Origin of the sequence: Pseudomonas sp. ArH3a (genome assembly GCF_022648765.1) — a bacterium.
GTDB lineage: Bacteria > Pseudomonadota > Gammaproteobacteria > Pseudomonadales > Pseudomonadaceae > Aquipseudomonas.
In genome coordinates, this window is the sequence record NZ_CP080330.1 from 4477945 (window position 1) to 4490876 (window position 12932).

General features: G+C 61.4%; 12 protein-coding genes. 10 read left to right on the plus strand and 2 right to left on the minus strand.

Translation table 11 applies throughout. From position 1 onward, the window contains the following. Positions 1 to 95: 95 nt before the first annotated feature. Positions 96 to 578: an Lrp/AsnC family transcriptional regulator gene (locus K0P33_RS20315; RefSeq protein ID WP_083357856.1), complete on the minus strand. Its 483-nt coding sequence runs from the start codon at positions 576 to 578 to the stop codon at positions 96 to 98. Positions 579 to 772: 194 nt separating this feature from the next. Between K0P33_RS20315 and K0P33_RS20320 the strand changes: the two genes are divergently transcribed. From K0P33_RS20320 to K0P33_RS20340, 5 genes are all read left to right on the plus strand, one after another. After that, entirely contained in the window at positions 773 to 2008 is a 1236-nt protein-coding gene (locus K0P33_RS20320) for a 3-methyl-2-oxobutanoate dehydrogenase (2-methylpropanoyl-transferring) subunit alpha (protein WP_094951343.1), read from the plus strand. Position 2009: 1 nt separating this feature from the next. After that, on the plus strand, positions 2010 to 3068 hold the full coding sequence (locus K0P33_RS20325) for an alpha-ketoacid dehydrogenase subunit beta (protein ID WP_053256985.1): 1059 nt from the start codon (positions 2010 to 2012) through the stop codon (positions 3066 to 3068). Further along, positions 3069 to 4334, plus strand: a complete 1266-nt coding sequence (locus K0P33_RS20330) for a dihydrolipoamide acetyltransferase family protein (protein WP_242150844.1) — start codon at positions 3069 to 3071, stop codon at positions 4332 to 4334. It begins immediately after the preceding gene. Between the two features lie 3 nt (positions 4335 to 4337). Further along, a complete protein-coding gene (lpdA, locus tag K0P33_RS20335) occupies positions 4338 to 5717 on the plus strand; it encodes a dihydrolipoyl dehydrogenase (RefSeq protein ID WP_242150847.1) in 1380 nt (459 codons plus the stop codon). 225 nt (positions 5718 to 5942) lie between these two features. After that, entirely contained in the window at positions 5943 to 6962 is a 1020-nt protein-coding gene (locus K0P33_RS20340; protein ID WP_242150851.1) for a branched-chain amino acid aminotransferase, read from the plus strand. 136 nt (positions 6963 to 7098) lie between these two features. On the opposite strand, the gene K0P33_RS20345 is transcribed toward K0P33_RS20340, so the two are convergent. Next, on the minus strand, positions 7099 to 7992 hold the full coding sequence (locus K0P33_RS20345) for a GNAT family acetyltransferase (protein WP_094951339.1): 894 nt from the start codon (positions 7990 to 7992) through the stop codon (positions 7099 to 7101). 285 nt (positions 7993 to 8277) lie between these two features. Between K0P33_RS20345 and K0P33_RS20350 the strand changes: the two genes are divergently transcribed. The 5 genes from K0P33_RS20350 (at position 8278) to K0P33_RS20370 (ending at position 12929) form a co-directional block, all read left to right on the plus strand. After that, entirely contained in the window at positions 8278 to 9204 is a 927-nt protein-coding gene (locus K0P33_RS20350) for an arginine deiminase-related protein (protein ID WP_242150855.1), read from the plus strand. An 11-nt stretch (positions 9205 to 9215) separates the two neighbouring features. Continuing rightward, a complete protein-coding gene (locus K0P33_RS20355; protein WP_242150858.1) occupies positions 9216 to 10262 on the plus strand; it encodes an ornithine cyclodeaminase in 1047 nt (348 codons plus the stop codon). 351 nt (positions 10263 to 10613) lie between these two features. After that, positions 10614 to 11393 carry an ABC transporter substrate-binding protein gene (locus K0P33_RS20360; protein ID WP_242150861.1) on the plus strand — a complete coding sequence of 260 codons (780 nt, stop codon included), beginning with the start codon at positions 10614 to 10616 and terminating at the stop codon, positions 11391 to 11393. Positions 11394 to 11517: 124 nt separating this feature from the next. Beyond that, complete coding sequence (locus K0P33_RS20365) at positions 11518 to 12219, plus strand: ABC transporter permease (protein WP_094951335.1); 702 nt, start codon at positions 11518 to 11520, stop codon at positions 12217 to 12219. Continuing rightward, positions 12216 to 12929 (plus strand): ABC transporter permease, encoded by a 714-nt coding sequence (locus K0P33_RS20370; protein ID WP_242150864.1) that lies wholly within the window; start codon positions 12216 to 12218, stop codon positions 12927 to 12929. The genes K0P33_RS20365 and K0P33_RS20370 overlap by 4 nt, the downstream gene beginning before the upstream one ends. The last annotated feature ends 3 nt before the right edge of the window (positions 12930 to 12932 follow it).

Genomic DNA, 12932 nt, shown 5'->3' on the forward strand with positions numbered 1-12932 from the left:
GGACAAACGCCAACTTATATTGACTAAGGTCAATTAAAAATGGGCACGGCAAGAGCGGCCACGGCAGCCCTGGCGCCGCCGCCGTCTACTGCCGCTCAGACCATCAAGCCACCTGGCGGCAATGGTAGCGCCGTCTTGTAGCGCACTTGCTTGAGCGCAAAGCTGGAGCGAATATTGGCCACGCCCGGCACCTTGGTCAAAAAGTCCATCATGAAGCGCTCCAGCGACTGAATCGTCGGCACCAGCACGCGGATCAGGTAATCCGGGTCGCCGGCCATCAGGTAGCACTCCATCACTTCGGGCCGGTCCGAGATCGCGCCTTCAAACTGCTGCAACGCCAGTTCGTTCTGCTTCTCCAGGCTCACATGGATGAACACGTTGACGTGCAGCCCGAGTAAGTCGGCGTCAAGCAGCGTGACTTGGTCGCGAATCAGGCCCAATTCCTCCATCGCCTTGACCCGGTTGAAACACGGCGTGGGCGATAGGTTGACCGAGCGGGCCAGGTCGGCGTTGGTGATGCGGGCGTTCTCCTGCAGGGCGTTAAGAATGCCGATGTCGGTACGGTCCAGTTTGCGCATGAGACAAAATCACCTGTTTATTATGGTTATGCAGTTTTTTTATCCTCAAATGATCGCGAGCGCAATGAAACAGAGATAAATATTCTTCTACGCCACGCCTATGATGTTTGTAGGACAAGATTTCTCTTACCCGGAGACTGACTGTCAGCTAGCGCGCCCACTACAAGAAATTCACAAGATCGAGCGTAGAAGCCATGACTCAGCAGTACGAACCACTGCGCCTGCACGTTCCCGAACCCTCGGGCCGCCCAGGCTGCAAGACCGACTTTACCTACCTGCGCCTCACTGACGCCGGCCTGGTGCGCAAACCCGCCATCGACGTAGAACCTGCCGACACCGCCGACCTGGCCAAGGGCCTGATTCGCGTGCTCGACGACCAGGGCCAGGCCCTTGGCCCGTGGGCCGAGGGCGTTCCCGTCGAGATTCTGCGTAAAGGCATGCGCGCCATGCTCAAGACGCGGATATTCGACAACCGCATGGTCGTCGCCCAGCGTCAGAAAAAAATGTCGTTTTATATGCAAAGCCTTGGCGAAGAAGCCATCGGCAGCGCCCAGGCCCTGGCCTTGAACATCGACGACATGTGCTTCCCCACCTACCGCCAGCAAAGCATCCTGATGGCCCGCGAAGTGCCGCTGGTGGACCTGATCTGCCAACTGCTGTCCAACGAGCGCGACCCGCTCAAGGGTCGCCAACTGCCGATCATGTACTCGGTCAAAGACGCCGGCTTCTTCACCATTTCCGGCAACCTCGCCACCCAATTCGTACAAGGCGTGGGCTGGGGCATGGCCTCGGCGATCAAGGGCGATACCAAAATCGCCTCGGCCTGGATCGGCGACGGCGCCACCGCCGAATCCGACTTCCACACCGCCCTCACCTTCGCCCACGTGTACCGCGCGCCGGTGATTCTCAACGTGGTCAACAACCAGTGGGCGATCTCCACCTTCCAGGCGATTGCCGGTGGTGAAGCCACCACCTTCGCCGGACGCGGCGTGGGTTGCGGCATCGCCTCGCTGCGTGTGGACGGCAACGACTTTATCGCGGTGTACGCCGCCTCCGCCTGGGCTGCTGAGCGTGCGCGCCGCAACCTGGGGCCAACGCTCATCGAGTGGGTCACCTACCGCGCCGGCCCGCACTCCACCTCCGATGACCCGTCCAAATACCGCCCCGCCGATGACTGGAGCCACTTCCCGTTGGGTGACCCGATTACCCGCCTCAAGCAGCACCTGATCAAGATTGGCCAGTGGTCCGAAGAGGAACACGTGGCGGTCAGTGCCGAACTTGAAGCCGAAGTCATTGCGGCGCAAAAAGAAGCCGAACAGTACGGCACCCTTGCCGGCGGCCAGATTCCAAGCGCCGCGACCATGTTCGAGGACGTCTATAAAGAGATGCCGGAGCACTTGAAGCGCCAGCGTCAAGAGTTGGGGATCTGACATGAACGATCACAACAACAGTATTGAACTGGAAACCGCCATGACCACCACCACCATGACCATGATCCAGGCCCTGCGCTCGGCCATGGATGTGATGCTTGAGCGTGACGATAACGTGGTGGTGTTCGGCCAGGACGTCGGTTACTTCGGCGGCGTGTTCCGTTGCACCGAAGGTTTGCAGAACAAGTACGGCAGCTCGCGGGTGTTTGACGCGCCGATCTCGGAAAGCGGCATCGTCGGCGTCGCGGTGGGCATGGGTGCCTACGGCCTGCGCCCGGTGGCGGAAATCCAGTTCGCCGACTACGTCTACCCCGCTACCGACCAGATCATCTCGGAAGCGGCGCGCTTGCGTTATCGCTCGGCCGGGCAGTTCACTGCGCCGCTGACCATGCGCATGCCCTGCGGTGGCGGTATCTATGGCGGCCAGACCCACAGCCAGAGTATCGAAGCAGTGTTCACCCAGGTCTGCGGCCTGCGCACGGTGATGCCGTCCAACCCGTATGACGCCAAGGGCCTGCTGATCGCCTCGATCGAAAACGATGACCCGGTGATTTTCCTAGAGCCTAAGCGCCTGTACAACGGCCCGTTCGACGGCCATCACGACCGCCCGGTAACCCCGTGGTCGAAGCACCCGCAAGCGCAAGTACCGGACGGTTACTACACCGTGCCGCTGGACGTGGCCGCCATCGTGCGCCCGGGCTCGGCCGTCACCGTGCTGACCTACGGCACCACCGTGTATGTGTCGCAAGTTGCCGCCGAAGAAACCGGCATCGACGCCGAAGTTATTGACCTGCGCAGCCTGTGGCCGCTGGACCTGGAAACCATCGTCAAGTCGGTGAAAAAGACCGGCCGTTGCGTGGTGGTGCATGAAGCCACCCGCACCTGCGGCTTTGGCGCCGAGCTGGTGGCGCTGGTGCAAGAGCATTGCTTCCACCACCTGGAAGCGCCGATCGAACGCGTCACCGGTTGGGACACCCCCTACCCGCACGCGCAAGAGTGGGCGTATTTCCCAGGGCCGTCCCGCGTGGGCGCGGCGTTGAAACGGGTCATGGAGGTCTGAATGGGCACGCACATTATCAAGATGCCGGACATTGGCGAAGGCATCGCAGAAGTTGAACTGTCGGTATGGCATGTAAAGGTTGGCGACCTGGTGGTTGAAGACCAAGTGCTGGCGGATGTGATGACCGACAAGGCGATGGTGGACATTCCCTCGCCGGTGCACGGCAAGGTGATTTCCCTCGGCGGCGAGCCAGGTGAAGTCATGGCCGTGGGCAGTATTTTGATCAGCATTGAAGTGGAAGGCGCGGGTAACGCCAAAGATGTACCGGCGGTGGCTGCACCGGCAAAAGCTGCGCCTGCACCCGCTCTGGTTGCTGAAGCCAAACCCGCGCCGGCGCCAAGCAAGCCCGCGCCAGTGGTGGCGGCTCAAGCACCCGTGGCCCGTGAAGCCGACGAACGCCCATTGGCCTCGCCTGCCGTGCGGAAACACGCGCTGGATGCTGGCATTCAGTTACGCCTGGTGCAGGGCTCTGGTCCTGCGGGCCGGATTCTGCACGAAGATTTGGAGGCTTTCTTGCTCCAGAGTCCGGCGCAAACTAAAACCGCTGCCAACCCCTACGCCGAACGCAACGACGAAGAACAGATCCCAGTGATCGGCATGCGCCGCAAGATCGCCCAGCGCATGCAGGACGCGACCCGGCGCGCCGCGCATTTCAGCTATGTGGAAGAAATCGACGTCACTGCCCTCGACGAGCTGCGCGTGCACCTCAATGAGAAACACGGCGCTGCACGCGGCAAGCTGACATTGCTGCCGTTTATCGTGCGCGCCATGGTCGTGGCGCTGCGGGACTTCCCGCAGATCAACGCGCGCTATGACGACGAAGCCCAGGTCATCACCCGCCTCGGCGCGGTGCATGTGGGGGTCGCCACCCAGAGCGACGTGGGCCTGATGGTGCCGGTGGTGCGCCATGCCGAAGCCCGCAGCCTGTGGGGCAATGCTGAGGAAATCACCCGTTTGGCCAGCGCCGCGCGCAATGGCAAGGCCAGCCGCGATGAGCTGTCGGGGTCGACCATTACGTTGACCAGCCTGGGCGCGTTGGGCGGCATCGTCAGCACACCCGTGCTGAACCTGCCGGAAGTGGCCATCGTCGGCGTCAACCGCATTGTTGAGCGGCCGATGGTGATCAAGGGCCAGATCGTAATCCGCAAGATGATGAACCTCTCCAGCTCCTTCGATCACCGCGTGGTCGATGGCATGGACGCGGCGCAATTCATCCAGGCCATTCGCGGCCTGCTCGAACAACCCGCCAGCCTGTTTTTGGAGTAAGGCATGTCTCAGACACTACACACCACGTTGCTGATTATCGGCGGCGGCCCTGGCGGTTATGTGGCGGCGATTCGCGCCGGTCAGTTGGGCATCCCGACCATTCTGGTGGAAGGCCAGGCCTTGGGCGGCACCTGCCTGAATATCGGCTGCATCCCCTCGAAAGCCTTGATCCATGTGGCCGAGCAGTTCCAGCAAACCGTGCACCACAGCCAGGGTTCGCAGCTGGGCATCGAAGTGGACGTGCCGACCCTGGACATCCGCAAAAGCGTGGAATGGAAAGACGGCATCGTCGACCGCCTGACCAGCGGCGTTGCCGCACTGTTGAAAAAACACAAAGTGCAGGTGATTCACGGTTGGGCCAAGGTTGTCGATGGCAAGACCATTGATGTCGGCGACCAGCGTATCCAGTGCGAACACTTGCTGCTGGCTACCGGCTCGAAAAGCGTCAACCTGCCGATGCTGCCAATTGGCGGGCCGATCATCTCCTCCACCGAAGCGCTGGCCCCCACCCGCGTGCCCAAACGCCTGGTTGTGGTGGGCGGCGGCTATATTGGCCTGGAGCTGGGCATTGCCTACCGCAAGCTCGGCGCTGAGGTCAGTGTGGTCGAGGCGCAGGAGCGCATCCTGCCGGCTTACGACGGCGAACTGACGCTGCCGGTGGCTGAATCCATCAAGCACTTGGGGATCAAGCTGTACCTCAAGCACAGCGTGACCGGTTTCGAGAACAACAGCCTGCAAGTGCGCGATCCGAATGGCGACACCTTGTCGCTGGAAACTGATCAAGTGCTGGTGGCCGTCGGTCGCACACCCAACACTCAAGGCTGGAACCTCGAAGCGCTGAACCTGGACATGAACGGCGCGGCGATCAAGATCGACAGCCGTTGCCAGACCAGCATGCGCAATGTTTGGGCGATTGGCGACCTGAGTGGCGAGCCGATGTTGGCGCACCGGGCCATGGCCCAGGGCGAGATGGTCGCCGAACTGATCAGCGGTAAAACCCGCGAATTCAACCCGGCGGCCATTCCAGCCGTGTGCTTTACCGATCCGGAACTGGTGGTGGTCGGCAAGACCCCGGATGAAGCCAAGGCGGCGGGCCTGGACTGCATCGTGTCGAGTTTCCCGTTCGCGGCCAACGGCCGGGCGATGACGCTGGAGTCGAAAACCGGCTTCGTGCGTGTGGTCGCTCGCCGTGATAACCACCTGATCATCGGCTGGCAAGCGGTAGGTGTTGGCGTGTCCGAACTGTCCACGGCCTTTGGCCTGAGCCTGGAAATGGGTTCGCGCCTGGAAGACGTGGCCGGCACCATCCACGCCCACCCAACGCTCGGCGAAGCTGTACAAGAGGCGGCCTTAAGGGCCCTGGGCCACGCGCTGCACCTGTAAAACTACAGTGAGGCCATCTCAGGCAAGCCAGCTCCCACACGGGAATGCATTCCAAATGTGGGAGCTGGCTTGCCTGCGATAGCGGTGGATCAGCCAACACACAGACTGAACGGCCCACCCACCTGCTCCCACACCGGCCAATAATGCAGTATTGTTGCGCCCATCCAGAAAAAAAACCGACAAGCCTGTCTTCGACCAGGCGGTTGACCAGAGATAGAGGGTGTCATGGGTAACGAAAGCATCAATTGGGACAAGCTGGGTTTTGACTACATCAAGACCGACAAGCGGTTTCTCCAGGTCTGGAAAAACGGCGAATGGCAAGCCGGCACCCTGACCGACGACAACGTGCTGCACATCAGCGAGGGCTCCACGGCCCTGCACTATGGCCAGCAATGCTTTGAAGGCCTCAAGGCCTACCGCTGCAAGGACGGTTCAATCAACCTGTTCCGCCCGGACCAGAACGCCGCCCGCATGCAGCGCAGCTGTGCACGCCTGCTGATGCCGCACGTGCCCACCGAAGACTTCATCGAAGCCTGCAAACAAGTGGTCAAGGCCAACGAGCGGTTCATCCCGCCGTACGGCAGCGGCGGCGCGCTGTACCTGCGCCCGTTCGTGATCGGCACCGGTGACAACATCGGCGTGCGTACCGCGCCGGAGTTCATCTTCTCGGTCTTCGCCATCCCGGTCGGCGCCTACTTCAAAGGCGGGCTGGTGCCGCATAACTTCCAGATCTCCACTTTCGACCGCGCCGCGCCACAAGGCACCGGCGCCGCCAAAGTGGGTGGTAACTACGCCGCCAGCCTGATGCCGGGTGCCGAAGCGAAAAAATCCGGTTTCGCCGATGCGATCTACCTGGACCCGATGACCCATTCGAAAATCGAAGAAGTCGGCTCGGCCAACTTCTTCGGGATCACCCACGACAACCAGTTCATCACGCCGAAGTCGCCTTCGGTGCTGCCAGGCATCACCCGCCTGTCGCTGATCGAACTGGCCCAGTCCCGCCTGGGCCTGAAAGTGGTCGAAGGCGAAGTGTTCATCGACAAACTGGATCAGTTCAAGGAAGCCGGAGCCTGCGGCACGGCCGCTGTGATCTCGCCCATCGGCGGCATCCAGTACAACGGCAAACTGCACGTGTTCCACAGCGAAACTGAAGTCGGCCCGATCACCCAGAAGCTCTACAAAGAGCTGACCGGCGTGCAAACCGGTGACGTCGAAGCGCCAGCAGGCTGGATCGTCAAGGTCTAAGCCCAAACGCCAGCAACACCACAAAACCCATGTGGGAGCTGGCTTGCCGGCGATGGCGGTCTATCAGTGACTCAATAAGTTGACTGATGCACCGCCATCGCCGGCAAGCCAGCTCCCACAGTTGATTTCGGTGTTCTCACACATCCTTGGGGATGTTCACGGCTATCTTCTTACCCATACTAATCCTCGGCTCCACTCCATATCCCAACGCCTCATAGAACCCCGCCACCCCATCATTGCCGCCAGTAATCTGCAAATTGATCTTCATGCACCCCAACGCCGTCAACGCCTGCTCGGCATACCGCACCAGCGAGGAGCCCAGGCCGTGACGCCGATAGTCAGCGTGCACCGCCACCGAATACAGCCAACCACGATGCCCGTCGTAGCCTGCGAGAAGGGTGCCGATCACGGCTTTTTTATCCGTCGCTACGAAAAACAACCCATCGTTAACCGCCAGCTTCTTATCAATCGCCAACGTCGGCAGGTTGTGCGCGGTGTCATACCCAAACGCCTCCTGCCACAGGGCCACCACTTGCGCACGGTGCTGACGATCACGATACGGCCCGATGGGGTGGCGGGATAACAGCGCCTTCTCCATCACCAGCGTGCGCTCGTTACCGTGATAGACATCGCGCACCGTGTGGAAGCCCATCTTTGTATAAAACGGCTCGGCGGTCAGCGAAGACGGCACACTCAACACCGTCACCCCGGCTTCCCGGGCACGCAGTTCGATCTCAATCATCAGCAGCCGCCCAATGCCCTGCCCTTGCAGCGCCGGGTTCACAAACACCGAGCGCACCACATTGCCATCAAGCGCGGCAGTGGCGACGATCACCTGACCCTGAGTCGCCACGAGCACCACTCGCCGCTGGAGCAAGGCCTGCACGGCGTCCGGGGTAAAGTTGCTCGCCACCCGCGCAATCACATCCGCCGGGTAATCCCGCGCATTACTGCTGTGCAAGGCCGCCAGGATGACCTGGCTGATCCCCTCGGCATCGGCTGCCTGGGCGAGACGAACGGCGGTAGACATGATTCCTCCTGACGGACAGCGCTATAACAGCCCCAACAATACCAATGTGGGAGCTGGCTTGCCTGCGATGGCGGTGTGCCAGCCAAGAATATGGCACTGATACACCGCTATCGCAGGCAAGCCAGCTCCCACAGTTGACCTCATTCCAACCCTGACAGCCGATTCGGCTGCCTCACCCCACTTTTCAGCTTTCCCGGCTGAGCCGCCCCGCTGTTTCAGCCGGGATTCCCCCATCACAACGCACAAAATACCCCCACAGCTCAGCCCCCATGGACCCGTGCACCCATGCAAACAACAAACACCGTCCTGATGATTCGCCCGGCGCGCTTTGCTTTCAACCCGGACACCGCGATCAACAACCGCTTCCAACGCCCGCCCCTGGACCCACTCAGCGCACAGCACAAAGCGCTGGAAGAATTCGACCGCTATGTCGACACCCTGCGCCAACACGGCGTGGAAGTGTTGGTGGTGCAGGACACCCCGGCGCCTCACACGCCCGACTCGATCTTCCCCAATAACTGGTGGAGCAGCCATGCCGACGGCAGCCTGGTGCTGTACCCGATGGAAGGCCAGAACCGACGATTGGAGCGCAACAAAGGTGTGCTGCACGTACTGGAGCAGCGCTTTGCGATCAAAGACACCATCGACCTCAGCCACCTCGAACAACAGAACATCTTCCTCGAAGGCACCGGCAGCATGGTGCTCGACCGCCAACACCGCATCAGCTACGCCTGCCACTCCGGGCGCACCCACCAGGACGCCCTGCGCCAGTTCGCCGACCGCCTCGACTACCAACTCTGCGTGTTCCACGCCGTCGACCGCCATCACGCGCCGATCTACCACAGCAACGTGATGATGAGCGTCGGCCGTGACCTCTCGGTGGTGTGCTTGCAAGCCCTGCCTGACGCCGACGAACGCCTGGGCCTGGAACGCTCCCTGCGCGATACCGGCAAAGACATCCTCGCCCTCGACTTCGACCAGTTGGAAGCCTTCGCCGGCAACATGCTCGAAGTCCATGACCGCGACGGCCAGCCGCTTTTGGTCATGTCCGCCAGCGCCTGGGGGGCCCTGCAACCAGCCCAGCGCCAGCATGTGGAACGCCACACACGGCCGGTGGTGGTGAACATCGACAACATCGAACGCATCGGCGGCGGCAGTGCCCGCTGCATGCTGGCGGAAGTGCACCTGCCCGCCCGCCCCTCATTTCAATAAGGAGTCTTGCCATGACCCGCTATATCGACGTCAACGACCTCTGCTACCTGGTCTCGCAAAAAGGCCTGCAAACCTGCATCACGGAAATGGCCGAGTACATCCGCGCCGACTACCTGCGCTGGCAGGACTTCGAAAAATGCGCGCGCCTGGCCAACCACTCGCCGGACGGCGTGATCGAGCTGATGCCGGTGTCCGACGCCTCGCTGTACGCCTTCAAATACGTGAACGGCCACCCGAAAAACACCCTGGCCGGCATGCTCACCGTGATGGCCTTCGGTGCCCTGGGCGATGTGGACACCGGCAAGCCGGTGCTGCTGGCGGAAATGACCCTGACCACCGCGATCCGCACCGCAGCCACTTCAGCCTTGGTCGCCCGCTACCTGGCGCGCGACAACAGCCGCAGCATGGCGCTGATCGGCAACGGCTCGCAGAGTGAATTCCAGGCCCTGGCTTTCCACGCCATGCTCGGCATCAACGAGATTCGCCTGTTCGACATCGACGCCAAGGCTACCGCCAAGCTGGCGGCCAACCTCAAGGCGTTCCCGGCGATCAAGGTGATCCTGGCCGGCAGCGTGGCCGAAGCGGTGAAAGGTGCGGATATCGTCACCACCGTGACGGCGGACAAGGCCTACGCGACCATTCTGACGGATGAAATGATCGAGCCCGGCATGCACCTCAACGCCGTGGGCGGTGACTGCCCGGGCAAGACCGAGCTGGACCGACGTATCGTCGAACGCGCCCGGGTGATCGTCGAGTACGAACCGCAAAGCCGCATCGAAGGTGAGATCCAGCACATGCCGGTAGATTCGCCGGTGACCGAGCTGTGGCAAGTCATCAACGGCCAGCAACCCGGCCGCGAAAACGCGCGCCAGATCACCCTGTTCGACTCGGTGGGTTTTGCCATCGAAGACTACTCGGCGCTGCGTTACGTGCTCGACGTGGCCAAGGCACTGGATATCGGCAGCACGCTTGAGCTGGTGCCGGACCTGGCCGACCCGAAAGACCTGTTCGCACGCCTGGCGCAACAACCGCGCGCACAGCAGAAAAAGCGCGCCTGAGACCGCTCTGGCCTGCCGCTTTGCGCCCAGGGCGGGCCACAACTTACACCTTGAAAAGCCGATTCAGCGCATGCCGCAGCCGATTCCGCTGCATTGCGCTTTTTAACAGCGCAATTCGCGCTTTATGCACGGGGTAAACGACACAAAAAACGCACTACCATGAAGCATTCTCTGTGCCCAGCAGACTCACTGCGCTGAACACACCTGTTGTGCCAGGCGGGCGTGTTGTGGCGAGCGGGCTTGCCCCCTCGCCACAGAAAAACGCCTTCACAACAACAAAAGCCACACCGAAAGAACGTTGCTTTATCCAATAACTGCCCTGACATCAATTACAAAATATAGGGACGCCCCATGACTCCACTGCGATCACTCTTCGCTGCGTTGCTGTTGCCACTGTGCGCCAGCGCCGCCCACGCCCAAGACTGGAAAGAAATCCGCTTCGGCGTATTCCCCGAGTACCCTCCCTTCGAATCCGTAGCCGCCGACGGCAGCCTGCAAGGTTTTGATATCGAGTTGGGCAACGCCATCTGCGCCAAGCTCGACGTCAAATGCACCTGGGTGCACAACGAATTCGACGGCATGATCCCAGCCCTGCGCGCGCGCAAGTTCGACGCGATCATGTCCTCCATGGCCGTGACGCCGGCGCGCGAAAAAGTCATCGACTTCACCGACCGGCTGTTCCTCAGCCCCACCTCGGTGATCACCCGTAAAAGCGCCGACTTCGGCGACACCCCCGAATCCCTGAAAGGCAAGCAAGTCGGCGTGCTGCAAGGTTCGCTGCAAGAAGCCTACGCGCGGGCGCACCTGGCCAAGCTCGGCGCCCAGATCAAGGCGTACCAGTCCCAGGAGCAGAACTACGCCGACCTGCAGAACGGCCGCCTCGATGCCACCCTCACCGACAAGCTCGAAGCGCAGCTCAACTTCCTGTCCAAGCCTGAAGGCGCCGACTTCAAGACCGGCCCGGCCTTCAAGGACCCGACCCTGCCCCTGGACATCGCCATGGGCTTGCGCAAGAACGACGCTGAGCTACGCGCGCTGATCAACAAAGGCATCGCCGCCGTCCAGGCCGATGGCACTTATGCGCAGATCCAGAAGAAGTACTTCGGCGATCAAGATATCTACAACGAGTAACCTGTGGGAGCGGGCTTGCTCGCGAATGCGCAGTGTCAGTCGCTGAATGTGTGCCTGATAAACCGCCTTCGCGAGCAAGCCCGCTCCCACAGGGGAATGTCTGCGTCCTTTAGAGATACCCCCCATGAACGAACTCCTCAACCTGCAAGGCTACGGCCCGATGCTCGCCCAGGGTGCCTGGATGACGGTCAAGCTGGCGTTCCTGGCGCTGGCACTAAGCCTCACCCTGGGCCTGATCGCCGCCGGCGCCAAGCTCTCCAGCGTCAACTGGCTGCGCGTGCCGGCCACGCTCTACACCACACTGATCCGCAGCGTGCCGGACCTGGTACTGATCCTGCTAATTTTCTACAGCCTGCAACTGTGGCTCAACGACCTGAGCGAAGTGTTCGGCTGGGACTACTTTGAAATCGATCCGTTTACCGCCGGGGTGATCACCCTGGGCTTTATCTACGGCGCGTATTTCACCGAGAACTTCCGTGGCGCGATCCTCAGCGTGCCGGTAGGCCAACTGGAAGCCGCGACCGCCTACGGCTTGAGCCGTTGGCAGCGGTTTCACCTGGTGCTGTTCCCACAACTGATGCGCTTTGCCCTGCCGGGCCTGGGCAATAACTGGCTGGTGCTGCTCAAGTCCACCGCACTGGTGTCGATCATCGGCCTGTCGGACCTGGTTAAAGCCGCGCAAAACGCCGGCAAGAGCACCAACGAACCGTTGTATTTCCTGATCCTTGCCGGCCTGGTGTACCTGGTGATCACCACCCTCTCCAACCGCATCTTCAAGCGCCTCGAGCGGCGCTATAACCTCGGCATCAAGGGGATGGCACGATGATCGAACTGTTCCAGCAATACGGCCTGGCCTACCTGTTCAGCGATGGCGCGGGGTTGTCCGGTGTGGCCATGACCTTATGGCTGTTTATCATCTCGGTGGTCGCAGGCTTTGCCCTGTCGATCCCACTGGCGCTGGCCCGCGTGTCGGAGCACTTCTGGCTGCGCTGGCCGGTGGAGGTCTACACCTACCTGTTTCGTGGCACGCCGCTGTATATCCAATTGCTGATTTGCTACACCGGGCTGTACAGCCTGGAAGTGGTGCAGGACAACGCTCTGCTCAACCAGTTTTTCCGCAATGCGCTGAACTGCACGCTGCTGGCATTTGTGCTGAACACCTGTGCCTACACCGTGGAAATCTTCGCCGGGGCGATCCGCAATATTCCCCATGGCGAAATCGAGGCGGCGCGCGCCTACGGTCTACACGGCTGGCGGCTGAACCTGTTTGTGGTGTTGCCCGCCGCGTTGCGCCGAGCGTTGCCGGCCTACAGCAATGAAATGATCCTGATGCTGCACGCCACTTCCCTGGCATTCACCGCCACCGTCGCCGACATCCTCAAGGTGGCCCGCGACGCCAACGCCGAGACGTTCCTGACGTTCCAGGCGTTCGGCATCGCCGCCCTGCTCTACATGCTGCTGTCCTTTGCACTGGTGGGCCTGTTTCGACTGGCCGAACGTCGCTGGATGCGTTTTCTTGTTCCTACCCGAGGCTAACCC